Genomic DNA, 23,649 nt, shown 5'->3' on the forward strand with positions numbered 1-23,649 from the left:
CCCGGGTCGATAATCCGGCGTCATGAACGTCGTCATCGTGCTCGCCTTCATCGGCATCCTCGGTGCCCTCGCGGCGGCCGGCTTCTTCATGCTGCGCAAGGGTGGCAGCAAGGGCAAGGGTGACATGGCCCGGGCACTCGCGTTGCGGGTCGCGCTGTCGGTGGCGCTGTTCCTGTTCATCCTGCTGAGCTGGCAGATGGGCTGGATCCACCCGACGGGGCTGCCGCTGAAGCCGGCGACTTGAGCCAACAAAAAAGCGCCGCGACCGCGGCGCTTTTTGTTGGCGGCGTCGCCCGCGTCACATCCAGTAGACAATGACGTACAGGCCCAGCCACACGACGTCGACGAAGTGCCAGTACCAGGCGGCCCCTTCGAAACCGAAGTGGCGCTCCGGCGTGAAGTGGCCCTTCATCAGCCGGATCGTGATGAACAGCAGCATCAGCGCCCCCACGCAGACGTGGAAGCCGTGGAAGCCGGTCAGCATGAAGAAGGTCGAGCCGTAGATGCCGGAGCTGAGCTTGAGGTTGAGCTCGCTGTAGGCATGGTGGTACTCGTAGGCCTGGAAGCCGAGGAACGTGGCGCCGAGCAGCACGGTGACCCACATCCACGCAATCGTCTTCGCACGGTTGCCGGCGATCAGCGCGTGGTGCGCAATCGTCAACGTGACACCCGAAGTCAGCAGCAGCGCTGTGTTGATCGTCGGGATGGGCCACGGGCCCATCGTGCTGAAGGCCTCCACCGTGCCGGCCGGCGACGCCGTGAAGCCGGGCGCCGTGCTGGGCCAGATGGCCTTGAAGTCAGGCCACAGCAGCGAGTTCTCCAGGCTACCGAGCTGCGGCACGGAGTACATCCGGGCCCAGAACAACGCGCCGAAGAAGGCGGCGAAGAACATCACCTCCGAGAAGATGAACCAGCCCATGCTCCAGCGGTAGGAGAGGTCGATGCGGTCGCTGTAGAGGCCGCCCTCGCTCTCGCCGATGGCGTCGCGGAACCAGGCCTGCAGCACGAATGCCCAGAACAGCAGGCCGCCGAACAGCGAGTACATGCCCCAGCCATGGCCGTTGACCCACTGGCCGGCGCCGAGGATGACGAAGAACAGGCCCGTGGCGGCCATCACCGGATGCCGCGAGGGCGCCGGGACGAAGTAGTACGGGGCCTTGCCCGAAGTTGTCGCTGCCGACATGTCGTTCTCCTAGCTCTTGTCTCGTTCTGAACCTTGTTGCGGCCGGCGCTCAGCCACCGGCCACGCCACTGCCGACGACCCAGCGGACCAGCAGCACCAGCATCAACACGAACACGGCCGCGCCGAGCACGCCCGCGATGATCACGTGCACCGGATTGAGCTTGGCCATGTCGTTTTCATGATCCTTGCCCCGGCGCACGCCGAAGAAACTCCAGGCGACGGCCGACACCGTCTGGCCGAGCGACGCCTTGCGCGATACCGCGTCCTTCAGGTCCTGACCGGGCCGACTCACAGCGCAGCTCCCGTCGTGGCCCGCGGCGCCTGGCCGACGTTCACACCGCCCTTGCCCGCCACTTCGAAGAACGTGTAGGACAGGGTGATGGTCTTTACGTCGCGCGGCAGCTTGGGGTCGATGACGAACACGACTGGCCACTGCTTGGTCTCTCCCGGCTTGAGCGTGTATTCGTTGAAGCAGAAGCACTCCAGCTTGTTGAAGTGCGCGCTGGCCTGCATCGGCGCGTAGCTCGGGATGGCCTGCGCGGCCATCGTGCGGTTCTGGACGTTGCGGAACTCGTACATCACCTGCGTCAGCTCACCGGGGTGCACGGTCAGATGGCGCACCGCGGGCTTGAAATCCCAGGGGCCGCGCGCGTTGGTGTCGAACTCGACGGTGATCTCGCGGCTGTAGTCGATCTGCCCGTTGCCATTGGCCACGCCCTTGTCCGCCAGCGCCGTCTGTCGCTCGGCGAGCGACAGCACGTTGATGCCCAGCGCGCTGCAGATGGCCTTGTAGAACGGCACCATCGCATACGCAAAACCGAACATCAGCGTCACGACGACCGCCAGCTTGAGCAGCAGGTGGTCGTTGTCGCGACGCAGCGCGGCGGCAAGCGAGCGAAGGACCATGGATGCGCCGGTTCAGTGGTGGCCGAACATCGTCATCTTGACGATGAAACCGACACCGAAGGCCAGGGCCACGGTGAAGAGGATCAGCCCCAGGCGGCGGTTGGCTTTGCGCTGTTCGGGCGTCATCGGAACGTCCTCAGGCGACGATGCGGGTCGCCGACGCGTCCAGCTTGGGCGGCTCCTCGAAGGTGTGGAACGGCGCCGGCGACGGCACCTCCCACTCCAGCCCCTCGGCCGCTTCCCAGGGCTTTTGCGGCGCCTTGGCACCCTTGCCACGCATCATCGGGATGACGACGAACAGGAAGAAGTAGACCTGCGCGAGGCCGAACGCGAAGGCGCCGATCGACGCGATCTGGTTGAAGTCGGTGAACTGCATCGGGTAGTCGGCATAGCGACGCGGCATGCCGGCCAGACCCAGGAAGTGCATCGGGAAGAAGGTCACGTTGAACGCGATCAGCGACCACCAGAAGTGCAGCTTGCCGCGGAACTCGGAGTACATGACGCCGGTCCACTTCGGGCCCCAGTAGTAGACGCCGGCAAACAGCGCATACAGCGAGCCGGCCACCAGCACGTAGTGGAAGTGGGCGACGACGTAGTAGGTGTCCTGGATCTGGATGTCGATGGGCGCCATCGCGCAGATCAGGCCGGTGAAGCCACCCATCGTGAACACGAAGATGAAACCCACGGCCCACAGCATCGGCGTCTCGAAGGTCATCGAGCCGCGCCACATCGTCGCCAGCCAGTTGAAGATCTTCACGCCCGTGGGCACGGCGATCAGCATCGTCGCGTACATGAAGAAGAGCTGGCCCGTCACTGGCATGCCGGTGGCGAACATATGGTGCGCCCAGACGATGAATGACAGGATGGCGATGGAGGCCGTCGCGTACACCATGGAGGCGTAGCCGAACAGACGCTTGCGGGCGAAGGCCGGCACGATCTGGCTGATGATGCCGAAGGCCGGCAAGATCATGATGTAGACCTCGGGGTGCCCGAAGAACCAGAAGATGTGCTGGTACATGACCGGGTCGCCGCCGCCGGCCGGGTTGAAGAAGGCGGTGCCGAAATGGCGGTCCGTCAGCGTCATCGTGATGGCGCCGGCCAGCACGGGCATGACGGCGATCAGCAGGTAGGCCGTGATCAGCCAGGTCCAGCAGAACATCGGCATCTTCATCAGCGTCATGCCGGGGGCGCGCATGTTGAGGATGGTCACGATGATGTTGATCGAGCCCATGATGGAGCTCGCGCCAAGGATGTGCATCGCGAAGATGCCGGCATCCATCGACGGGCCCATCTGCAGCGTCAGCGGCGCGTAGAGCGTCCAGCCCGCCGCCGGCGCGCCGCCGGGCATGAAGAAGCTGCTGACCAGCATGATGGCCGCGGGGATCATCAGCCAGAAGCTGAAGTTGTTCATCCGCGCGAAGGCCATGTCACCGGCCCCGATCTGCAGCGGAATCATCCAGTTCGCGAAGCCGACGAAGGCCGGCATGATGGCCCCGAACACCATGATCAGACCGTGCATGGTCGTGAACTGGTTGAACAGCTCGGGGTTGAAGAACTGCAGACCCGGCTGGAACAGCTCGGCGCGGATGCACAGCGCCAGGATGCCGCCCACCATCAGCATCGTGAAGCTGAACAGCAGGTACAGCGTGCCGATGTCCTTGTGGTTGGTGGCGAAGACCCAGCGCCGCCAGCCGCTCGGGGCATGGTGGTCGTGATGGTCATCATGGGCGTGATCGCCAGCGTGGCCGCCGTGAACGCCGTGATTGGGAAGCACTGCACTCATTTGGATTCCTTTGGAGTCGGCGTTCGACGATTACTTGCGGGCCGCGACGATCTCGGCTGGCTGGACCAGCTGGCCCGTCTTGTTGGACCAGCTGTTCTTCGTGTACGTGATGACGGCCGCGATCTCGGTGTCGCTCAGCTGCTTCCACGACGGCATGCCCTTGTCCATGCGGCCGTTGAGCAGCACCTGGACCTGGTCGAGGTGGTTGTCGGACAGCACGACCGGCGAGTGGTCCAGCGCCTTGACCGGGCCGGCGCCGGCGCCATCGGCCTTGTGGCAGGCCGCGCAGTTGGCCGTGTAGACCTTCTCGCCGCGGGCGATCAGCGCCGGCAGTTCCCAGACCTTGCTGGGGTCGTCGGCCTTGGCGGCGGCTTCCTTCTTCTTGGTATCCACCCAGGCGGTGTAGTCCTGGGCGGACACGACCTTCACATGGATGGGCATGTAGGCGTGCTCCTTGCCGCACAGCTCGGCGCACTGGCCGTAGTAGTCGCCGATCTTCTCGGCCTTGAACCAGGTGTCGCGCACGAAGCCAGGAATCGCATCCTGCTTCACGCCGAAGGCCGGGATCATCCAGGCGTGGATGACGTCGTTGGCCGTCGTGATGATGCGGACCTTCTTGTCCACCGGCACGACCAGCGGGTTGTCGACCTTCAGCAGGTAGTTGTCGACCGGCTCGGGATGGCCCGAGTTGGAGGCTTCGCGCTGCTCGGTATCCAGCGTGGCCAGGAAGCCGATGCCCTCGCCCTCGCCCTTCAGGTAGTCATAACCCCACTTCCACTGGTAGCCGGTGGCCTTGATCGTCAGGTCGGCATTGGTCGTGTCCTTCATCGCGACGACCACCTTGGTGGCGGGCAGCGCCATGCCGATGACGATCAGGAAAGGCACCACCGTCCAGGCGATCTCGACGGTCACGCTCTCATGGAAGTTGGCCGACACCGCACCCTTGGACTTGCGGTGCTTGAAGATGGAATAGAACATCACGCCGAACACCGCCACGAAGATGACGAGGCAGACGATCAGCATGAAGTTGTGCAGCCACATCTGGTCGGCTGCGATCCGGGTGACCGGTTCGTGCAGGTTGATCTGATTGACGCCCGGGCCACCCTTGAGGTCGTTCACCGCGAGGGCAGAACCCGTCGCCAGGGCCGCCGTCGCCGCCACGGCGGCCCGCCGGGCCCCACCGCGTGAGGCGCAATGCACTCGTGCGTTCATCATCGTCATGGTTGTCTCGTGGTTCTGGAAGAACGGGCCTGCAAACCGGCCTGTCCGGCCCTGCGGCCGAAACTGTGTCGCGAGTCCCGTGGAGCGAGCCGGCAATGCTCCGACCCTCGTAGCGCCGCCAAAGTTTATCCGGCGCTGCTGGCTTGAACGGGCCGCCAGACCCCGGGGAATCACCCCCTTGCGTGCCCTTCTCGGCCCTGTCGAAGGCTGGCGCGCAGGTCATCCACGGACACATGGGTCTCGCTCGCGACGGCCAGCCGCGGCGCGGCCTTGAACGCATGCCCGAAGACCAGTTCCACCGTCAACGCGAGCCGGCCGTCGGCCGCGCGCAGCGTCTCCAGCTCCTCTAACAGCTGGCGCCGCCAGCCGCGCCCGCGCAGCCCGGCAAACCGTGAGGGCGCCAGGTTGCCGCCGAGCGCCCGCAGGTCCGCCAGCAGGTTTTCGGGGGTGGCCCAAGTCAGCCGCAAGCGCTCCTGGTCCATGACCGGGTCGGCAAACCCCGCCTTCAGCACCAGGTCACCCACATCGTGCATGTCCCACCATTCCGGTGCAGGCCGGTCCCAGCCGGCACGCTGGTACAGACGACGAAGCTCGATGAAGCTGTCCGGCCCCAGGCAGGAGAACATGACGAAGCCCCCCACGGCCACGCTAGCCTGCCACGCGCCCAACAGGTCTGGCAGGTCCGCGTTGGCGTGCAAGGCCATGTTGGACCACAGCATGTCGACGCGCGGCTGTACCGGCCAAGACGTCACCTGGCCGGCCGACGCGCCGCGCAACTTGCGCCACCAGCCGGGCGTGCGGTCCTGCAGGGCACGCTCGGCCAGCGCCGCATCCGCCTCATGCCACAGCATCTCGGCCTGCGGGTAGGCGCGGCGCAGCAGCTCGCCGCTGGCCCCAAGAGCGGGCGACGCATCGAGCACGCGGGCGGGTTGCAACTTGATCAGCGGCAGGCGCTCGGCCATGCGCCGGGCCACTTCGGCGTGCAGCCACGGGGGCTGCTGCGCCTGAGCCAGCCGCCGCCCCTGACGGGCCACCGCGGCGACGTCGAGATCCTGAGGCCGTGGCCCCTTGTTTGAAGTAGGGGGCGACGCCAGCTCACTCATGGGCCGGTCAGTATATTGACCCGATGCCGGACCGCTCCCTGCACTCGCCAAAGCCAGCACTCGTCGAGCGGGTGTTGATGCGCTGTGCCGGCCAGTGCGCAGTCTGCCGCACATGGAGCGACCAGACGGTCTGCGACGACTGCCTGCAGCGCTACGCGCGGCCGGTGCCACGCTGCTGGACCTGCGCCGCACGCCTGCCGCTGGCGCTCATCGGCAGCCCCCGCCCCCAATGCGGGCGCTGCTTGGCCGACCCTCCCCCGCTGGACCGGGCCGTCGCGGCGCTGGACTACCGCTTCCCGTGGGACGGTCTGCTGCAGCACTTCAAGTACCACCAGGCGCTGGAGCTGCGCGAATCCCTGCTGCAGCGCATGAACTTGGCACTGACCGCCGCCGAAGTGCAGCAGCCGGACTGGCTGCTGCCGGTGCCGCTGTCGGTCGAGCAGGTGCGCGAACGCGGCTACAACCAGTCTCACGAGCTGGCCAAGGCGCTGGCCAGGCGCCGCGGCCTGCGCTGTGACCCCGGCCTGCTGCTGCGCTTGCAGCACAACGACCGCCAGGCCGGACTCAAGATGGCCGACCGCACGGCGAATGTCCGCGGCGTGTTCGCCGTGGAGCCGCAGAAGGCACGCCAGCTGCGCGGCTGCAGCGTCGCGCTGCTGGACGACGTGATGACCAGCGGCGCCACGCTGTTCGAGCTGGCCCGCGTGCTGCTGCAGGCAGGCGTCATGAGCGTGCAGGCCTGGGTCATCGCAAGGACGCCGGAACCTGGAGATGAATGAAGTCCCGCGATGCGGCGCTGCCGTGCGCAACCGCTCGGAAGACCTGCACCTGCCGGTCAAGGACATCGCCGCAAACGGCTTAACGGGCGTGCGTCGAGTGAGCCAGCAAGAAGGCCCCAAGCTGCCGATGGCCCTCGCATCCCGGGTCGAGCGCGAGGCCGGATAGGCGGCGCCATCCCGGCAAGATCCCCCAATTCACGGCGGCGGCGTCCCGGCCGTGAAGGTCCACAAATGCAAACGCCAGAGCAAAGTATTGCGTCCCGGCTGTGAAGTCCAAAGGGCGGACGTATCTGCCAGAGGATGACTAGCGCTGCCCCAGCAGTGGCGAGCGGCCCATCTTCTCGACTTTCGCGGCCTTGATGGGCTCTGGGTCAGAGAACTTAGCCGCAGCGATGGGCTCGTCCAGTGAAGGCAGGCTCCAGGTCTTCTGGAGACGCAGGCTGTTCATCCCGTCATTCCACGCGTGCAGCATGCGTTTGCCCGTCTCATAGAACGCGGGGTAGCGCTCTGTTGCCTCGACAACCTGAGGTGTGACCTGAACGATGGCCTCACAGATGCGTTCGACGCGCTTTAGCGTCTGCGCCGGCATCACGTTGCACCTGGCCTGCAGAAACCGCTCCAGGGCTTTGCCAGGCATCCACGTGCTGCGCCCTTCGATGGGCATGCCCGGCGGGTTCTTCGCATAGTCGTCGTAGACCGTGATGGTCAGCATGTCGTAGACGGGTGCCAGCTCGATGTGTTCGCGCGAGCTGTAGAGCAAAGCGATGTTCTTGGTGTGGCAATCCGCGTTGCGGAGCGCGTAGGTCAGCAGCAGCAGGTCCGCGAGGTGCGAGAGCGCTGCATTCTGTTGTTCGGCCTGAGGCGTGACGTCCTTGATGCGGCCGACAACGCGTTCCCAGGTCGATTCGTACTTCTGCTCCGGGCGTAGCGCAAGCAGACTGCACAAGTCTTCCATGCCCTTGCGCGTCATGCCGTCTGCTTCGAAATCGAACCGATGCACCACCAGTGCTTGGCCGTCGTCGGAGACCTCGGTCACGGCCGTCGGCAGCCCGGCATGGCGCGATACCTCCATGCACAGATGCTCATTGAGGGCGACACCGGGTAGCCGAGCTGTCGTGCCTTTGATGATGTAGCGCTCTGTGACCAGGGCGCCCTTGACGTGTTCCCCGAATGTGTTCGGCGAAAGGAACTTCGGAACAACGCCGGACACCCCCGACACTGCATGTCGGCGCACCAGCCCAACGAAGGCCTCTTGCGAGTTGTCTCCCCTCAGGATGCCGTTCAAATCGAAGGGAACTGGCGGTTGCGTGGGGTCTGCACCTGGCGTGGCCACCTTGACTCGGCCGATGGCGTTGCGCCCGACGACCGATAGCAGGTTCAGTGGCGATGCGCCGACATGCGGACCGAGCTGCTCCTGGAGGATCGAGAGCAGGAAGCCCTCAGGCAGGTTCATCCGGAACAGCGGATGGAGCTCCGGGTAGGCATAGGACTCCGTGCGCACAGGCATGAGCAGCGAGACGAACTGCTCTGGCCGGACGTCAGGGTGATACGCCATCACATGCCGGAAGCCATCCGTCGACTCCAGCGTTGCAACGGCTTGGTCCTGAACGTAGACGTGGAGCTTCATCGCCTCGTACCCTACCGCGGAGCACCGGGCTCACTCGACTCCTGAGCCTGCCGCTGCCGCTGCGCCAGCGCGTCGTCCAGCGTGAAGCTGCTGTTTTTGGGTGTGAACGACAGCTCGTGCCCCAGGACCTCAAGGAGGCGAAGCAGCTTTCGCGAGCCGAACTCTGCAACGCCGCCTGTCTCAAAGCGGGCAAGGGTTGACTGGCCCAAGCCCGTCAGAGCCGCAAGCTGCTTCTGGGTCATGCCGCGCTCTTGCCTGAGCCGCGCGATGGCTCGACCAACGGAATAGAGGCTGTCCATGTGCTGTATATGCTATCTATTTGGTGGGCAGAAAAACCTACCACCTATTGGAAAGTGAGAATTTTCCACTTAGTCAATATAGCAAATACAGCATTACACAAGACTCTGCGCACGAAAACAGGAGCTTGGCCTCCTTGATGTCAGCACGCGCAGACAACGGCGGCGGCCACCTTCCGCAGCCGCGCGTGGTAGCCGGCGACGCCCGACGATCAGGCGATCGCAGCCGCCGTGGCCGCCCGCGCCGATCTCATCGTATCGGGTGACCGCCGGCATTTGCTGCCTATCGGCAGCCATCAGAGCATAGCCATCGTCGAGGCTTCCGAGGCTTTGCGGCGCCTGGCTCTGACGCCCGCCGCGCCCGCCCAGGACGTCTCTTAACCCCCAGCCTTCAGCGGCTGTAGCGGGGTGGATGGGGTGTTTTTGTTGCTCCATAGACCTTCACGGCCGCCGCCATGATGCGGGGGAACTGCGGCTGGACTGCCGGTGTGGCCTGGCCCTGGCTGGCCGCCTATTGGGCCTCGCACTCGTCCTCGCTACGCGCGCGCATTCGGCAGCTTGCGCCCCGGCCGTAAGCCGTAGGAGAACCCGAGGAAGTCGGCCTCGTAGACCGCGCTCATCACCTCGGCCACCGCACCCTGGACGATTTTTGTTCCACAAGGGAATTTAGTTTGCCCCCCCCTGACGGCGTCTCAACCGCGATAAGCCAGCTCTGCCATTTGCATGCATCTCTGTAAAATGCATGCATCGCTTGCAATCGAAATGACCGCCATGGCCATGCTGACAGTTCGGAACCTTCCGGATGAAGTTCATCGTGCTTTGCGAGTCCGCGCTGCCCAGCACGGCCAGAGCATGGAGGCTGAAGTGCGCGAAATCCTGGAGGCGGCAACTAGTCCCAAGGGGCGCGTGAAACTGGGTTCGCTGATGGCAGACATCGGCCGCCAGGCGAAGCTGAGCAATGAGGAGTTTGCGGTGTTCGAGCAGGTGCGTGACAGGACGCCCGCGCGCCCGGTGAGTTTTGAATGATTCTGCTCGACACAAATGTGATGTCGGAGCCGTGGCGTCACACGCCTGAGCCGCGGGTGATCGCATGGATCGACGCCCAGCCCATGGAAACGCTGTTTCTTTCCGCGATCACCGTCGCGGAATTGCGGGCCGGGGTAGCGCTGTTGCCTGCTGGCAAGCGGCGAGCGGGCCTACAAGAAAACCTGGAAAAGCGCGTGCTGCCCTTGTTCGCCGGGCGCGTGCTGCCGTTTGACCTGGCCTGCACCCAGGCATACGCGGCGTTGATGGCTAAGGCGCGCAGTGCGGGCCTTGCTATCCCTACGGCGGATGGCTACATCGCCGCCATCGCCGCGGCCAACGGGTTTGCCGTCGCCACCCGGGATACCAGTCCCTTCGAGGCCACAGGTACGGCTGTCATCAACCCGTGGCAGTTCTGAGCGTGGGCAGGCCGTGCTCACAAGAGCGACCCGTCCGCGCTGCGTGGCAATGGGCCATGCACGACTGACCAAAGACAGGCGCGGGATACTGCGGCGATGTTCAACATCGTCCTAGTCCATCCGGAAATCCCACCCAACACGGGCAACGTCATCCGGCTGGCAGCCAACACCGGCTGCAGCCTGCACCTGATCGAGCCCCTCGGCTTCTCGATGGAAGACCGGCTGCTGCAGCGCGCGGGGCTGGACTATCACGAGTACGCGCGCGTGCAGCGGCATGCCGACTGGGCCGCTTTTCTCGCAGCGGAGTCGCCGGATCTGCAGCGGATGTTCGCCTTCACCACGCGCGGCAGCCGGCCCTTTGCCGACGTGGCGTGGCAGCCGGGGGACTGGCTCGTCTTCGGCAGCGAGACGGCCGGCCTGCCGCCCCTGCTGCGTGACGGTTTCGCCAGCGAGCAGCGCGTGCGCCTGCCGATGCGCGAAGGCCAGCGCAGCCTGAACCTGAGCAACAGCGTCGCCGTGGCCGTCTTCGAGGCCTGGCGACAAAACGGCTACGCCGGCGGCGGCTGACCCACACCTGTCCCCTCCCCCCCGGCGACTCCGGCCGTGACTCCGGCCGTGATTCCGACCGCTACTCCGGCCGTGCGTCGCGGCTCATCAGCAGTTCCACGACCTGCGTCGCCGTCACGCGGCCGTCCAGCAAGGCCACCATCGCCTCAGTGATGGGCATCTCCACGCCTGCGGCCCGCGCCCGGGCCAGCACGGTGGGCGCGCTGTAGACACCCTCGGCCACATGACCCAGCTGCTGGAGGATCTGGGGCAGCGCCCGGCCCTGCGCCAGCAGCAGCCCGACACGGCGGTTGCGGGACAGGTCGCCCGTGGCCGTCAGCACCAGGTCACCGAGGCCCGACAGGCCCATGAAGGTCTCGGCGCGCGCCCCGAGCGCCAGCCCCAGCCGCATCATTTCCGCCAGGCCGCGCGTGATGAGCGCGGCGCGGGCGTTGAGGCCCGGTGCATCCGGCGCCGCGTCGGACAGTCCGTCACACACGCCGACGGCGATCGCCAGCACGTTCTTCACCGCGCCACCCACTTCCACACCCACCGGGTCGCAAGAGGTGTAGATGCGCAGCCGCTCGCCGTGGAACGCCTCCACGGCCGCGTGCGCCAGTTCATCGTTCTCGCTGGCGGCCACCAGGGCCGTCGGCCGACCGGCCGCGACCTCCTGCGCGAAGCTCGGACCGGACAGCACGCCGACCGCCATCGACGGCTGCAGTTCGCGCGCGATCTCGTGCCCGAGCCGTCCGCTGCCCGCCTCGAATCCCTTGCACAGCCACAGCGTGCGGTGGGTGACCGGCAGCGCGGCCAGCGTCTCGCGCAGGCCGGACATCGGCGTTGCCACGATGGTGAGGCCGCCAGCCGCATGGGCAACTGCCGCGGCGCGGTCGGCGGTCAGCGCGAGCGCGGCGGGCAGTTCGCTGTCGGGCAGGTAAGCGGCATTGCGCCGGCTGGCGCGCATGGCCTCGATGGCCGCGGCGTCACGCCCCCACAGGCAGACCTCGTGCCCGGCGCGGGAAGCCTGCACCGCCAGCGCGGTGCCCCAGGCCCCGGCGCCCAGCACGCTGATTCTCATCGTCGTCATGCGGAGAAGTGTCCCTGAAAGCAAGCGCCCCGCTCGGGGCGGGGCGCCGTCAGGACGTGGGCGAGTTCAGTTGACGGCCGTGCTGCCCTGGGCCGCGCGCTGCGCCTGCTGGGCCTCGAACATGGCCTGGAAGTTCACTTCGGTCAGCAGCACGGGCGGGAAGCCGGCGCGCGTGCAGACGTCGGACACGATGGCGCGCAGGTAGGGGTAGACCATCTGCGGGCAGACGATGCCGAGGATGCCCTCGACCTGGTCCTGCGGCACGTTGCGGATCTCGAAGATGCCGGCCTGCTTGGCCTCCACCAGGAACAGCGTCTTGTCGCCCAGCTTGGTGTTGACGGTGGCCGTCACGCAGACTTCGAAGATGCCGTCGGTGACGCTCTCGGCCGACAGCGTCAGGTTGATGTCGACCTGCGGCTGCACCTGCGCCTCAACCAGGATCTGGGGGGCGTTGGGCTGCTCCAGCGACAGGTCCTTCAGGTACATGCGCTGGATCTGGAACACGGGCGTGCCGGCTTCGGCGGATTGGATGTCGTCGGCCATGAGGGCGGTGCTTTCAAACAAGAAGCCCGCAAGCGGCGTGCTGCGGGCGGCAAGGCGGATTATCAGCGGACAGCCGTGACAGCCCGATGGGGCTTGCCCGGCCTTGAAATCAGACGTCCAGCAAAGGGCGCAGGCCGCCGCGCTGGTCCAGCGCGATGAGGTCGTCGCAACCGCCGACATGGGTGTCGCCGATGAAGATCTGCGGCACGGTGCGCCGGCCGGTCCTGGCCATCATCGCCTCACGCTCGGCGGGGTTCAGATCGACGCGGATCTCCTCGATCTGCTCGACGCCACGCTGCTTCAGCAGCATCTTGGCGCGGATGCAGTACGGGCAGACCAGGGTCGTGTACATCTTGACGGCGGCCATCCAGCAATCTCCTCAGGCGTTGCAGTCCGGTGGGGGGTCAGTTCGCCGCGGCGGACTTCTCGACCGGCAGGTTGGCGTCCCGCCAGGCCTTGAGGCCACCGGTTACGGCCTGGGCCTTTTCATAGCCCAGCTTGCGCAGCATGCCTGCGGCGCGGCCGGCGCGTGCGCCGGTCGGACACACCAGCACGAGCGGCAGGGCCTTGTTGCTGGGCAGGGACTTGTGGCCCTCGATCTGGCCGAACGGGATGTTGCGCGCACCCGCCGCATGGCCCTGCGCGAATTCCTGCGGCTCGCTCACGTCGATGAGCACGCCCTTCTCGCGGTTGATCAGCCGCACCGCCTCGGCCGTGCTGAGCGCGGTGCCCTGCGCACCCGACGCCACGAGAGGCCACAGCAGCATGCCGCCCGACACGAGCGCGGCGAGGATGAGATACCAGTTCTGGAGCAGGAAGTTCAAGCAAGCATCCCGTGTAATTCAACGAAGCCCATGATTATCGCCGGGTCCGATAATCCCTGGCCTTCCACCAACCTGTGCGCTGCTGCCCATGTACAAGCTCGTCCTCATCCGCCACGGCGAATCGACCTGGAACCTGGAAAACCGCTTCACCGGCTGGACCGACGTGGACCTGACGCCCACCGGTGTCGAGCAGGCCAAGCAGTCCGGCCGACTGCTGAAGGAGGCCGGCTACGACTTCGACATCGCGTTCACGTCGGTGCTCAAGCGCGCCGTCTGGACGCTCTGGTACAGCCTGGACCAGATGGACCGCACCTGGCTGCCGGTGCGCCATAGCTGGCGCCTGAATGAGCGCCACTACGGGGCGCTGCAGGGCCTCAACAAGGCCGACATGGCCAAGCAGTACGGCGACGAGCAGGTGCTGATCTGGCGCCGGAGCTACGACACGCCGCCGCCGGCGCTGGAGGCGACCGACCCGCGCAGCGAACGCGCTGACCGCCGCTATGCCGGCCTGCAGGACGGCGAGGTGCCGCTGACCGAATGCCTGAAAGACACCGTCGCCCGCGTGCTGCCGTTCTGGAACGACACCATCGCGCCGACGATCAAGAGTGGCCAGCGCGTGCTGATCGCCGCGCACGGCAACAGCATCCGCGCGCTGGTGAAGTACCTCGACAACATCGCGGATGACGCCATCGTCGGCGTCAACATCCCCAACGGCATCCCGCTCGTCTATGAACTCGACGAGAACCTGAAGCCGATCAAGAGCTACTACCTCGGCGACCCCGAGGCCGCCGCCAAGGCGGCCGCCGCGGTGGCTAACCAGGGCAAGGCCTGAACGGCTGACCGGCTGACCGTGGGGCGGCAGGCGCGGGGCATCCGATGATTCCCGCGCACCTCGCCGCCAACCTCGACTGGCTCTACACCGAGCGGCCCTACCTGGGCCGCCCCGACGCGGCCCGGGCCGACGGTTTCTCGGCCGTCGAACTGCAGCAGCCGCACCTGCACGACACCGCGTCGCTGCAGGCGGCGCTGGCCGGCTTGCGGGTCGCCCTCATCAACGCGCCGGCAGGCGACTGGGCGGCCGGCGAGCGCGGCTTCGCCGCCCTGCCCGGCCGGGAGGCGGATTTTCGCGAGGCGACGCTGCGCGGGCTGGATCTGGCCGCGCGGCTGGGCGCCGGCCGCGTGCACCTGCTGTCAGGCCTGGCCGACGACACGCCGGCTCACCGCGCCACCTGGCTGGCCAACCTCCGCTGGGCCGCAGAGCAATCATCCCTGCCGCTGGTTGTCGAGCCGATCAACCGGCGCGACATGCCCGGCTACTTCCTGCATCGCCAGGCCCAGGCACTGGATCTGCTGGCGCAGCTGGCGAGTCCGCGCGTGACGCTGCAGCTGGACCTCTACCACTGCCGCATCGCGGAGGGCGAGTCGCTGAGCCACCTGACGCGCGCGCTGGACCTGGGTGTGCTGGGCCATGTGCAGCTGGCCGGTGTCGACGGCCGCCACGAGCCCGAGGCGGACGAGTACGCGCGGGAGCTGACGCTGCTGGCGTCGCGCGCATGGGTCGGCCACGTCGGCCTGGAATACCGCCCGCGCACCGTCACGAGCGCAGGCCTTGCATGGCTGCGCTGCTGACGACGGTCAGAGCCTGAACCGCTGCATCGCCTCGACGAGGCTCTGCGCCTGCCCTTGCAGGCTCGAGGCAGCGGCGGCGATTTCCTCCACCATGGCCGCGTTCTGCTGCGTGGAGCTGTCGATCTGCGACACCGACGACGACACCTGCGACACGCCCTGCGCCTGCTCGGCGCACGCGGCGCTGATGTCGCTCACGAGCGCACTGACACGGCGAATCGCGGCGACCACCTCATCCATCGTCGAGCCGGCATTGCTGACCAGCGCCGTGCCCGCCTCCACCTGATCCACGCTCGCGGCAATGAGCTGCTTGATCTCCCGCGCCGCCTCGGCGCTGCGCGAGGCCAGCGAACGCACCTCACCGGCCACGACCGCGAAGCCGCGCCCCTGCTCGCCGGCACGCGCCGCCTCGACAGCCGCATTCAGCGCCAGGATGTTGGTCTGGAAGGCGATGCCATCGATGACGCCGATGATGTCGGCGATGCGGCGCGAACTGCTGTGGATGCCGGTCATCGTCTTGACCACATCGGCCACGACGGCCCCGCCGCGCTCGGCAATGTCGGCCGCCGAGACGGCCAGGCGATTCGCCTCGCTGGCTGAATGGGCCGTGTTGCCGACGGTGCCATTGAGCTCGTCCATGACGCTGGCCGCGCCCTGCACACTGGAGGCGGTCTGCTCGGTGCGCTGGCTGAGGTCCTGGTTGCCGGCCGCGACTTCACGGCAGGACAGCTGGATGCTGTCCGACGAGTCGCGCACCTGAGAGATGGCGCCCTGCAGGCTCACGCGCATCTGTTCGAGCGACTCCAGCATGCCGGCGATCTCATCGCGTCCTTCCACGTCAACGCGCACGGTCAGGTCGCCGGCGGCAATGGCGCCCACCAGGCGCGACGCCTGCGACACCGGGCCGGTGACGGAACGGGTCAGGATCCACGCGCCCACGGTACCCACGGCCAAGGCCAGCGCGCCGAGCAGCGCGATCCGCCACTGCGCCGCTTCCGTGGCGTGGTCCACCCCCTTGGCCATGTCGTCGAGGATCTGGCGCTGCTGCTGCCAGTAGACCTTCATCTGGTCAAGCAGCGCCTCGGCGGGCAGGCGGAACTCGCTGTCGAAGACCTCGGCAATGCGTTTCTCGTCGCCCGCCTTCTTCAACGCCGCGATCTTGTCGCGGGCGGCCTGGTAGCGCGCGCGAGCTTCGGTCAGTTCCTTGACAACCCGCTTCTCTTCGTCGGACTTGGGCAGGCCATCCAGCGTCTTGATGATCTCGCTGCCCCGCGCACTGGCCACCTTGACGTCATTGGCGAAGTAGTCGGCCAGGCTCGGGTCGGTGCTCTTGGCGATGGCCGTGTAGCGCTTCACGCCCACCAGCGTCAGCATGTACCACTCGCTGACGAGGCGCTCCTTCTGCAGCGGCGTGGCCATCATCTCGCGGGTGTCCGCGGCTGCACGACTGAGGCTGTAGCAGCCGATGCCCATCATCAATGCGAGCAACAGCAGCACGGCGCCAAAACCGCCGGCGAGCCGGGCTGAGAGCTTGAAATCATTCAGACGCATCGGAATCCTCGGCTCGATGACAGCAACAGCAGCTGACTGTGCCGTCTGACGTGACCGCATGGCGCGTGAGAAATGATCAGGCCCGTGCAACATTCAGCAAAACGCGCGCTCGGGCGCGGTTGCCGATGCGGGCTTCACAACAACTGATGCGCGATCTCGGTGCGCAGCCGCTCAGCCAGGTCGCGGCGCTCCGCGCCAGCGGCCGTCACGGGCGGCAGGAGCTTCACCTCAATGCCAAGGCCGCGCGCCGCGGCAATGCGCCACAGGCTCTGCACCAGCGTCGTGTCGCCGATGAACTGAGCCGCGGAGCTGAAGCGCTCACCCGGCTCGTGCCAGCGCAGCGCGACGGGCAGCACCGGTGCGTCGATCGAAATCGCCGCCTGCAGCAGGTTGGCATGGAAAGGTAGCAACGCCGGGCCGGCGCCCGTCGTGCCTTCCGGAAAGACCGCGACGCAGTCGCCGGCCTGCAAGGCGGCCGCCGTCTGGTGCACCACGCGCAACGCGTCGCGCTTGCTGCTGCGCTCGATGAACAAAGTGCCCACGCCTTCGACCAGCGTGCCGACGAGCGGCCAGTGCCTCACGTCCGACTTGGACACGAAGCGCGCCTGCGGCAGCACGGCATGCACGGCGGCGATATCCAGCCACGACACATGGTTGGCCACCAGCAAGTGACCGGCGGGCAGGGCCTGGCCCTGCACCCGCTGCGTGATGCCGAGCAGCCGCAGCGTCTTCTGCGACCACCACTGGACGAGCGCCTGGCGCTCAGCGGCGCTGAGCAGCTCGAAGCGCCGCTTGACGATCCACAGGCCGTGCAGCACATGCGGCGCCAGGCGGGCGAGCCGCCAGACGGCGACCGCAGCCCTCATTGAGCCTCGTAGGCCACGTGGCCGGCCACCAACGTGCAGCGCACGCGCGCCGGGAGTTCGAAGCCGCTGGACGCATACGCGAACGGCGTGTGCTTGCCCTGGCTGGCGAGCTTGTCGGGCGTGACGGCCCAGCTGGCGCCCGCGTCGAAGACGCAGACATCCGCCACGCCTCCTTCGACAAGACGGCCGGCGCTCGCCGACAGCGACCCGAGCGCGCTACCCAGCACGCGCACCGGCTCCGCCGTGACGACCGCCAGCGCCCGCGCCAGCGGCAAGCCAGAGTCCTGCGCCCAGCGCAGCGCCAGGCTCAGCAGCAGCTCCAGCCCCGTCGCGCCCGGCGTCGCCTCGGCGAAGGGCACGGCCTTCTCGTCGGTCGTCACGGGCATGTGGTCGGACACCAGCGCATCCAGCGTGCCGTCGGCCAGGCCGGCGCGCAGCGCATCGCGGTCGCGTCCCTGGCGCAGCGGCGGCGTCAGGCGCATCGCGGAGTCGAAGTAGCCGATGTCCACGTCGCTCAGGTGCAGCGAGTTGATGGACACGTCGGCCGTGAGCGGCAGACCTTCCTGCTTGGCCGCGCGCACGAGCGCCACGCCCGCGGCGCTGGACAGCCGGCACAGGTGCACGCGGGCGCCCGTCGCTCGAACCAGCTCGAAGATCGTGTGCAGCGCGACCGTCTCGGCGCTGACCGGCACACCCGACAGCCCCAGCCGCGTGGCGACCGAGCCGCTGGCCGCCACGCCGCCGCCGAGCCACGCATCCTGCGGGCGCAGCCAGACGGTGTAGCCGTAGGTGGCCGCGTATTGCAGCGCGCGGTGCAGCACCTGCGTGTCCTTGATCGCCACCTCGGCCTGAGAGAAGCCGATGCAGCCGGCCTCGGTCAGCTCGGCCATCTCGGTGAGCGCAGCGCCATCCAGCTGGCGCGTCAGCGCGCCGAGCGGGAACAGCCGGCAGCGGCTCAGCTTGCGGGCACGGAACTTCAGCATCTCCACCAGCCCGGGCTCGTCCAGCACGGGGTCGGTGTCGGGCGGGCAGACGAGGCTGGTGACGCCACCGGCCGCCGCAGCGGCGAGTTCGCTTTCGAGCAGACCTTCGTGCTCATGGCCCGGCTCGCGCAGGCGGGCGCACAAGTCGACGAGGCCCGGCGCGACGATGAGGCCGGCGGCATCGATGGTGCGGTCGGCGCCGAAGTCCGACACGTCGCCCAGGTGGACGATGCGACCGTTGGCGATGGCGACATCGCCGACACGGTCGAGGTTGGAGGCCGGGTCGATGAGGCGGCCGTTCTTGATCAGGATCTTCATGTGTCAGGCCTCATTCCCAGCCAGGATCGCCATCACCGCCATGCGCACCGCGATGCCGAAGGTGACCTGCGGCAGGATCACGCTGCTCTTGCCGTCCGCCACTTCGGACGCGATTTCCACGCCGCGGTTGATGGGGCCGGGGTGCATGACGATGGCGTCGGGCTTGGCCAGCGCGAGCTTCTCCGGCGTCAGCCCGAAGTGCTTGAAGAACTCCCCGCTGCTCGGCAGCATGCCGCCGTTCATGCGCTCGTTCTGCAGGCGCAGCATGATGACGACGTCGGCGTCCTTCACGCCCTCGGCCATGTCGTGGCAGACGCGCACGCCCATCTCGCGCAGGTCGCCGGGCACCAGCGTCTTGGGGCCGACGGCGCGGATCTCGGGCACGCCGAGGATGTTCAGCGCGTGGATGTCCGAGCGCGCCACGCGCGAATGGACGATGTCGCCGACGATCGCCACGGTCAGGTTGCGGAAGTCCTTCTTGAAGTGCCGGATCGTGTACATGTCCAGCAGGCCCTGCGTCGGGTGCGCATGGCGGCCGTCGCCGGCGTTGACGACATGCACATGCGGCGCACAGTGCTGGGCGATCAGGTGCGGCGCGCCACTTTCGCTGTGGCGCACGACGAACATGTCGGCGTGCATGGCGCTGAGGTTGGCCACCGTGTCCAGCAGCGTCTCGCCCTTGGCGGTGGAGCTGCGCGCGATGTCGAGGTTGATGACGTCGGCGCTCAGGCGCTTGGCGGCGATCTCGAAGGTGGTGCGGGTGCGCGTGCTGTTCTCGAAGAACAGGTTGAACACCGACTTGCCGCGCAGCAGCGGCACCTTCTTGACCTCGCGGTCGTTGACGGACAGGAAGCTGCCGGCGGTGTCCAGGATCTGCTCGATGACCGCGCGCGGCAGGCCTTCGATGGACAGCAGGTGGAGCAGCTCGCCGTGCTTGTTCAGTTGGGGATTTCGTTTGGACAGCATCACTTCACCTCAAAGCGGAAGCGACCGTCGTCGCCGCGCGCCAGCCGCAGCTTTTGGTCGGCGCCCAGCGTCACGCGCGCCGCGGAAAACGCCGGCTCGATGGGCAACTGCCGGCCACCGCGGTCCACCAGCACGGCCAGCTGCACGCTGGCCGGGCGGCCGAAGTCGAACAGCTCGTTGAGCACCGCGCGCGTCGTGCGGCCGGTGTAGAGCACGTCGTCGATCAGCACCACGTCGCGGCCATTCACATCGAAGGGCAGCGAGGTGTGGTCGGCCTTGGCCAGGCCGCGCGAACCGAAGTCGTCGCGGTGCATGACGCTGGAGATCGTGCCGGCGTCCGGCACGCCGAGGTCGGCGGCGAGGCGTTCGGCCAGCCAGGCACCGCCGCTCCAGATGCCGACAAGGGCGGTGTCGGCGGTCAGCAGGCGCTGCACGCCGCGCTTGAGCTCGAGGTACAAGGCCTCGGCATCGAGCTTGAGGTCGCTCATGGGTGTTCCCTGAAGAATTGTTCGAGGATGAGGGCCGCCGCGGCAGCGTCCACGTCGTGGGCGCCTTCGCTTTCGGCCTCGACGCTGGTGTAGCGCTCGTCCACTTCGAAGACCGGCAGGTGGTAGCGCCCGGCCAGGCGGCGGCCGAAGTTCTGCGCCTTGCCGGTCATCTCGTGGGCCGCGCCATCGGGATGGCGCGGCACGCCGATGACGAGGGCGTCGGGCTGCCAGGTGCGGATGAGGGCCGCGATGGCGTCGAAGTCGCCGCCCTTGACGGTGCCGCGCGGCTCGGCCGCGCCCAGCAGGCGCGTGCCGCTGGCCACGCCGATGCGGCGAAGGCCGAAATCAAAAGCAAGAAAGGACTGCAGGGTCGACGCGGCCCGGCGCTCAGCGCTCACGCGTGCCCCGCGTCTGCGCTGAGCATGCGCGGATCGATACCCAGCAGGCCCAGGGCTTTCTCGTAGCGCAGTTCGACCGGCGTGTCGAAGATGATGGCCGGCGAGGCGTCCACGTTGAGCCAGCCGTTGCGGCCGATCTCTTCTTCGAGCTGTCCGGCGGCCCAGCCGCTGTAGCCCAGCGTGACCAGCAGCTTGCGCGGGCCGGCGCCGTTGGACAGCGCCTCCAGCACGTCGCGGCTGGTCGTCATCTCCAGGCCGCCCGGCACGGCCAGCGTCGCGTTGTAGTGGCCGCCCTGCTCGTCCAGCGGCTCGTGCAGCACGAAGCCGCGGTCGGTCTGCACCGGGCCGCCGTAGTAGACCGGCGTCTCGGCCAGCGGGTCGGCGGGCGGGCTCAGCTCGACTTTTTCGAACAGCGTGCCCAGCGTCAGCGAGGTCGGCTTGTTGACGACCAGCCCCAGCGCGCCGTTGTCGTTGTGCTCGCACAGGTAGACGACGGTTCCCGCGAAGGCCTCGTCGGCCATGCCGGGCATGGCGATGAGGAACTGGTTGGTCAGGGAAATCCGGTCGGCGGCCATAAGAGGCATTTTATTCTCTGGGCCATGTCCGCCCCTTTCGACCGTGCTCTTGTCTGGTTCCGCCGCGACCTGCGCGTGGAGGACCAGGCCGCTCTCCACCACGCGCTGCGCAGCGCGAAGCAGGTGTTCTGCGCCTTCGTGCTGGACCGCGACATCCTCGACGCCCTGCCCCGCGCCGACCGCCGCGTCGAGTTCATCCTCGGCGCGCTGCAGGTGCTGGACGACGACCTGCGCCGCCTGGGCGGCGCGCTGATCGTCCGGCATGGCGTTGCGGCGGACGAGATCCCGAAGCTGGCGGCCGAGCTGGCCGTGCAGGCCGTGTTCGCGAACCACGACGACGAGCCGCAGGCACTGCAGCGCGACGCCCGTGTGGCGGACCGCCTGAAATCGTTCAGCGCCGAACTGCGCACATTCAAGGACCATGTCGTCTTCGAGCGCCGCGAGGTGCTGACGGCCACCGGCGGCGCCTACGGCGTCTTCACGCCATACAAGAACGCCTGGTTGCGCAAGGTGGACGACTTCTACCTCAGCCCCTACCCCGTCGAGCGCCACGCCGCGGCGCTTGCGCCGAGCCCGCTCGCGACGGGCGTGCCGACGCTGCAGGCCATCGGCTTTGAGCCGGCCGGACTGACACCGCATGTCGGCCGGGGCAGCCGCGGCGCCGAGGAACTGCTGGACGATTTCCTCGACCGCATCGACCAGTACCACGAGAAGCGCGACTTCCCGGCCGTGAAGGGCCCCAGCTACCTCAGCGTCCACCTGCGCTTCGGCACGGTCTCGATCCGTCGCCTCGCGCGGCTGGCCCACGCCCGCGCGACCGGCGGCGACCGCGGCGCGGAGGTCTGGCTGTCCGAGCTGATCTGGCGGGACTTCTACCACCAGGTCATGCACCACCATCCGCACGCGATGACCTCGGCCTTCCGACCCGAGTACGACGCCATCGCCTGGGAGACCGGCGCGCTCGCCGACGAACACTTCGCGGCCTGGTGCGACGGCCGCACCGGCTTCCCGCTGGTGGACGCGGCGATGCGCCAGCTGAACCAGACCGGCTACATGCACAACCGGCTGCGCATGGTGACGGCCAGCTTCCTGACCAAGGACCTGGGGCTGGACTGGCGGCGCGGCGAGGCCTGGTTCGCGCAGCAGCTGCTGGACTTCGACCTCGCTGCCAACAACGGCGGCTGGCAATGGGCCAGCAGCAGCGGCTGTGACGCGCAGCCCTATTTCCGCATCTTCAATCCGACGAGCCAGAGCGAGAAGTTCGACCCCCAGGGCCGCTTCATCCGCCGCTACTGCCCCGAACTGGCCGAACTGGACGACAAAGCCATTCACGCGCCGTGGGAGCGGGCGCCGCTGGCGATGCAGGGCGGCGGCTACCCGCGCCCCGTCGTGGACCATGCGGTCGCCCGGGAACGCACGCTGGCGCGCTACGCGGTCGTCAAGAGCCGGGCCGTGCGGTGACGATGCGGACGGGTGGTACGCGGCCGTCGACTCTGCCGCCTTGCTCCCAGGTGTCGGCCATCGACCCCGGACCGGCGCCTCTGACCGCGTAAGACCAGACGACCAGCAGCAGGCACAGGGCCAGCAGTCGGACGACGCGCGGCATCGTGAGCCCTCGTCAGCGGCAGACGACCGCGGCGGCGCCGAGGCGTGACGGAGACCTCGAAGGCGTCATGCGCGGGCTCCGGCGCTTCACATGGCGCCGAAGGCGGATGCCTCGGCCAGCGTCAGCAGTGACCGCGGCGCGACGGCATCGGCGGGGAACAGCGCCATGCCGATCTCCATCTTCAGTGCATGAGCGCGGCCGTCATGGCGGAACGGCTCGGCCATCAACGCGGCCAGGCTGCGCGCATGGGCGGCCGCCTGCTCGGCGTGGGCCAGCCGCGTCAGCACGACGGCGAACCGGTCCGCAGCGCTGCGGGCGACGATGTCGGCCTCGCCGCTGGCATCGCACAGCCGGCGCGCCACCTGGCAGGCGAGCGCATCGGCGACGTCGGGCGGCAACGCCGACAAGCCCTCCACACGCAGCACGAAGACGGCCAGGTCCACGCCATCGCGGCCGGCGGCGCGCGCCGCCTGGTCGAGCCGCTCGTGCAGCGCGGCCTCGTTGAACAGCCCCGTCAGGCCATCCCGAAGGCGGGCTGCCGGACGGTCTTCGGAGACTGCCGGGTCGTGCGCGGCGAGATCGCCAAGCTCGTCAAACAGGGTGTCCAGCTCGCTGGCCTTGTCGTAGAAGGCATCGGCACCGGCACCCAGGCACGCACTGCGGTACACGTCGGCGTCGCGCGAGGTCAGCACGGCAATCCGCCCGGCAAAGCCCGCCGTGCGCAGCCGGCCGACGAGGTTCAGCCCCGAGCCGCTGGACAGCGACAGGTCCACCAGCACGGCATCGGGCCGGGCCCAGCGGATCAATGCAAACGCCTGGCGCTCGCCGGCCGCCTCGCCGACGACGCGCATGCCGGGAAGGGCTTCCAGCCGGCGCACCAGCAAGCGGCGGATGGCCACGGAGTCTTCGACAAGGAATATGTTCATGGC

General features: G+C 67.8%; 30 protein-coding genes. 9 read left to right on the plus strand and 21 right to left on the minus strand.

Annotated elements, in window-relative coordinates; translation table 11 throughout:
- The first annotated feature begins 22 nt into the window (after nt 1–22).
- Nucleotides 23–244: a DUF2909 domain-containing protein gene (locus LXT13_RS10800; RefSeq protein ID WP_233371921.1), complete on the plus strand. Its 222-nt coding sequence runs from the start codon at nt 23–25 to the stop codon at nt 242–244.
- 54 nt (nt 245–298) lie between these two features.
- Here LXT13_RS10800 and LXT13_RS10805 read toward each other — a convergent pair whose 3' ends face one another.
- From LXT13_RS10805 to LXT13_RS10835, 7 genes are all read right to left on the minus strand, one after another.
- Complete coding sequence (locus LXT13_RS10805) at nt 299–1,183, minus strand: cytochrome c oxidase subunit 3 (protein WP_233371922.1); 885 nt, start codon at nt 1,181–1,183, stop codon at nt 299–301.
- Between the two features lie 49 nt (nt 1,184–1,232).
- Entirely contained in the window at nt 1,233–1,475 is a 243-nt protein-coding gene (locus tag LXT13_RS10810) for a DUF2970 domain-containing protein (protein ID WP_233371923.1), read from the minus strand.
- Nucleotides 1,472–2,089 carry a cytochrome c oxidase assembly protein gene (locus tag LXT13_RS10815; RefSeq protein ID WP_233371924.1) on the minus strand — a complete coding sequence of 206 codons (618 nt, stop codon included), beginning with the start codon at nt 2,087–2,089 and terminating at the stop codon, nt 1,472–1,474. The genes LXT13_RS10810 and LXT13_RS10815 overlap by 4 nt, the downstream gene beginning before the upstream one ends.
- Before the next feature lie 12 nt (nt 2,090–2,101).
- Nucleotides 2,102–2,215, minus strand: a complete 114-nt coding sequence (locus LXT13_RS10820) for a cytochrome oxidase small assembly protein (protein ID WP_233371925.1) — start codon at nt 2,213–2,215, stop codon at nt 2,102–2,104.
- A 10-nt stretch (nt 2,216–2,225) separates the two neighbouring features.
- Nucleotides 2,226–3,872 carry a cytochrome c oxidase subunit I gene (gene ctaD, locus LXT13_RS10825; RefSeq protein ID WP_233371926.1) on the minus strand — a complete coding sequence of 549 codons (1,647 nt, stop codon included), beginning with the start codon at nt 3,870–3,872 and terminating at the stop codon, nt 2,226–2,228.
- A 30-nt stretch (nt 3,873–3,902) separates the two neighbouring features.
- Nucleotides 3,903–5,093 (minus strand): cytochrome c oxidase subunit II, encoded by a 1,191-nt coding sequence (gene coxB / locus LXT13_RS10830; protein ID WP_233371927.1) that lies wholly within the window; start codon nt 5,091–5,093, stop codon nt 3,903–3,905.
- A gap of 170 nt (nt 5,094–5,263) precedes the next feature.
- Complete coding sequence (locus LXT13_RS10835) at nt 5,264–6,196, minus strand: class I SAM-dependent methyltransferase (RefSeq protein WP_233371928.1); 933 nt, start codon at nt 6,194–6,196, stop codon at nt 5,264–5,266.
- Between the two features lie 23 nt (nt 6,197–6,219).
- Between LXT13_RS10835 and LXT13_RS10840 the strand changes: the two genes are divergently transcribed.
- Nucleotides 6,220–6,975, plus strand: a complete 756-nt coding sequence (locus tag LXT13_RS10840; RefSeq protein ID WP_233371929.1) for a ComF family protein — start codon at nt 6,220–6,222, stop codon at nt 6,973–6,975.
- On the plus strand, nt 6,968–7,141 hold the full coding sequence (locus LXT13_RS10845) for a hypothetical protein (RefSeq protein ID WP_233371930.1): 174 nt from the start codon (nt 6,968–6,970) through the stop codon (nt 7,139–7,141). The genes LXT13_RS10840 and LXT13_RS10845 overlap by 8 nt, the downstream gene beginning before the upstream one ends.
- A gap of 138 nt (nt 7,142–7,279) precedes the next feature.
- On the opposite strand, the gene LXT13_RS10850 is transcribed toward LXT13_RS10845, so the two are convergent.
- Both LXT13_RS10850 and LXT13_RS10855 read right to left on the minus strand, forming a co-directional pair.
- On the minus strand, nt 7,280–8,602 hold the full coding sequence (locus LXT13_RS10850) for a type II toxin-antitoxin system HipA family toxin (RefSeq protein WP_233371931.1): 1,323 nt from the start codon (nt 8,600–8,602) through the stop codon (nt 7,280–7,282).
- Nucleotides 8,603–8,613: 11 nt separating this feature from the next.
- Complete coding sequence (locus tag LXT13_RS10855; protein ID WP_233371932.1) at nt 8,614–8,901, minus strand: helix-turn-helix domain-containing protein; 288 nt, start codon at nt 8,899–8,901, stop codon at nt 8,614–8,616.
- A 768-nt stretch (nt 8,902–9,669) separates the two neighbouring features.
- On the opposite strand from LXT13_RS10855, the gene LXT13_RS10865 reads away from it, so the two are divergent.
- The 3 genes from LXT13_RS10865 to trmL all read left to right on the plus strand — a co-directional run bounded on the left by LXT13_RS10865 (nt 9,670) and on the right by trmL (nt 10,907).
- A complete protein-coding gene (locus LXT13_RS10865) occupies nt 9,670–9,924 on the plus strand; it encodes a FitA-like ribbon-helix-helix domain-containing protein (protein ID WP_233371933.1) in 255 nt (84 codons plus the stop codon).
- Complete coding sequence (locus LXT13_RS10870; protein WP_233371934.1) at nt 9,921–10,340, plus strand: type II toxin-antitoxin system VapC family toxin; 420 nt, start codon at nt 9,921–9,923, stop codon at nt 10,338–10,340. Before LXT13_RS10865 ends, LXT13_RS10870 begins: the two co-directional genes overlap by 4 nt.
- A gap of 96 nt (nt 10,341–10,436) precedes the next feature.
- The gene (gene trmL / locus LXT13_RS10875) at nt 10,437–10,907 is read left to right on the plus strand and encodes a tRNA (uridine(34)/cytosine(34)/5-carboxymethylaminomethyluridine(34)-2'-O)-methyltransferase TrmL (protein ID WP_233371935.1); all 471 of its coding nucleotides are present in this window, start codon (nt 10,437–10,439) and stop codon (nt 10,905–10,907) included.
- Between the two features lie 61 nt (nt 10,908–10,968).
- Here trmL and LXT13_RS10880 read toward each other — a convergent pair whose 3' ends face one another.
- From LXT13_RS10880 to LXT13_RS10895, 4 genes are all read right to left on the minus strand, one after another.
- Nucleotides 10,969–11,967: an NAD(P)H-dependent glycerol-3-phosphate dehydrogenase gene (locus LXT13_RS10880; protein WP_233372000.1), complete on the minus strand. Its 999-nt coding sequence runs from the start codon at nt 11,965–11,967 to the stop codon at nt 10,969–10,971.
- 75 nt (nt 11,968–12,042) lie between these two features.
- Nucleotides 12,043–12,519 (minus strand): protein-export chaperone SecB, encoded by a 477-nt coding sequence (gene secB / locus LXT13_RS10885; RefSeq protein ID WP_233371936.1) that lies wholly within the window; start codon nt 12,517–12,519, stop codon nt 12,043–12,045.
- Between the two features lie 109 nt (nt 12,520–12,628).
- A complete protein-coding gene (grxC, locus tag LXT13_RS10890) occupies nt 12,629–12,886 on the minus strand; it encodes a glutaredoxin 3 (protein ID WP_233371937.1) in 258 nt (85 codons plus the stop codon).
- Between the two features lie 37 nt (nt 12,887–12,923).
- On the minus strand, nt 12,924–13,343 hold the full coding sequence (locus LXT13_RS10895) for a rhodanese-like domain-containing protein (RefSeq protein WP_233371938.1): 420 nt from the start codon (nt 13,341–13,343) through the stop codon (nt 12,924–12,926).
- An 88-nt stretch (nt 13,344–13,431) separates the two neighbouring features.
- Here LXT13_RS10895 and gpmA point away from each other — a divergent pair, with 88 nt between their 5' ends.
- Both gpmA and LXT13_RS10905 read left to right on the plus strand, forming a co-directional pair.
- The gene (gene gpmA, locus LXT13_RS10900) at nt 13,432–14,175 is read left to right on the plus strand and encodes a 2,3-diphosphoglycerate-dependent phosphoglycerate mutase (protein ID WP_233371939.1); all 744 of its coding nucleotides are present in this window, start codon (nt 13,432–13,434) and stop codon (nt 14,173–14,175) included.
- A gap of 44 nt (nt 14,176–14,219) precedes the next feature.
- A complete protein-coding gene (locus LXT13_RS10905; RefSeq protein WP_233371940.1) occupies nt 14,220–14,972 on the plus strand; it encodes a hydroxypyruvate isomerase family protein in 753 nt (250 codons plus the stop codon).
- A 6-nt stretch (nt 14,973–14,978) separates the two neighbouring features.
- Here the strand turns inward: LXT13_RS10905 and LXT13_RS10910 are convergent, their stop codons facing one another.
- The 7 genes from LXT13_RS10910 to LXT13_RS10940 all read right to left on the minus strand — a co-directional run bounded on the left by LXT13_RS10910 (nt 14,979) and on the right by LXT13_RS10940 (nt 21,114).
- A complete protein-coding gene (locus LXT13_RS10910; protein WP_233371941.1) occupies nt 14,979–16,520 on the minus strand; it encodes a methyl-accepting chemotaxis protein in 1,542 nt (513 codons plus the stop codon).
- Between the two features lie 134 nt (nt 16,521–16,654).
- Nucleotides 16,655–17,386, minus strand: coding sequence for a lysophospholipid acyltransferase family protein (locus LXT13_RS10915; RefSeq protein ID WP_233371942.1), 732 nt, complete (start codon nt 17,384–17,386; stop codon nt 16,655–16,657).
- Nucleotides 17,383–18,687, minus strand: coding sequence for a dihydroorotase (locus LXT13_RS10920; protein WP_233371943.1), 1,305 nt, complete (start codon nt 18,685–18,687; stop codon nt 17,383–17,385). The genes LXT13_RS10915 and LXT13_RS10920 overlap by 4 nt, the downstream gene beginning before the upstream one ends.
- A gap of 3 nt (nt 18,688–18,690) precedes the next feature.
- The gene (locus LXT13_RS10925; protein ID WP_233371944.1) at nt 18,691–19,653 is read right to left on the minus strand and encodes an aspartate carbamoyltransferase catalytic subunit; all 963 of its coding nucleotides are present in this window, start codon (nt 19,651–19,653) and stop codon (nt 18,691–18,693) included.
- Entirely contained in the window at nt 19,653–20,141 is a 489-nt protein-coding gene (pyrR, locus tag LXT13_RS10930; RefSeq protein WP_233371945.1) for a bifunctional pyr operon transcriptional regulator/uracil phosphoribosyltransferase PyrR, read from the minus strand. The genes LXT13_RS10925 and pyrR overlap by 1 nt, the downstream gene beginning before the upstream one ends.
- The gene (gene ruvX / locus LXT13_RS10935) at nt 20,138–20,539 is read right to left on the minus strand and encodes a Holliday junction resolvase RuvX (protein ID WP_233371946.1); all 402 of its coding nucleotides are present in this window, start codon (nt 20,537–20,539) and stop codon (nt 20,138–20,140) included. The genes pyrR and ruvX overlap by 4 nt, the downstream gene beginning before the upstream one ends.
- Nucleotides 20,536–21,114, minus strand: a complete 579-nt coding sequence (locus LXT13_RS10940; RefSeq protein WP_233371947.1) for a YqgE/AlgH family protein — start codon at nt 21,112–21,114, stop codon at nt 20,536–20,538. Before LXT13_RS10940 ends, ruvX begins: the two co-directional genes overlap by 4 nt.
- Nucleotides 21,115–21,138: 24 nt before the next feature.
- On the opposite strand from LXT13_RS10940, the gene LXT13_RS10945 reads away from it, so the two are divergent.
- Entirely contained in the window at nt 21,139–22,575 is a 1,437-nt protein-coding gene (locus LXT13_RS10945; RefSeq protein ID WP_233371948.1) for a cryptochrome/photolyase family protein, read from the plus strand.
- Between the two features lie 231 nt (nt 22,576–22,806).
- Here the strand turns inward: LXT13_RS10945 and LXT13_RS10950 are convergent, their stop codons facing one another.
- Nucleotides 22,807–23,646 carry a response regulator gene (locus LXT13_RS10950; protein ID WP_233371949.1) on the minus strand — a complete coding sequence of 280 codons (840 nt, stop codon included), beginning with the start codon at nt 23,644–23,646 and terminating at the stop codon, nt 22,807–22,809.
- Between the last annotated feature and the right edge of the window lie 3 nt (nt 23,647–23,649).

This window comes from Pelomonas cellulosilytica (assembly GCF_021353265.1).
In the GTDB taxonomy this organism is placed as follows: Bacteria; Pseudomonadota; Gammaproteobacteria; order Burkholderiales; family Burkholderiaceae_C; genus Pelomonas; species Pelomonas cellulosilytica.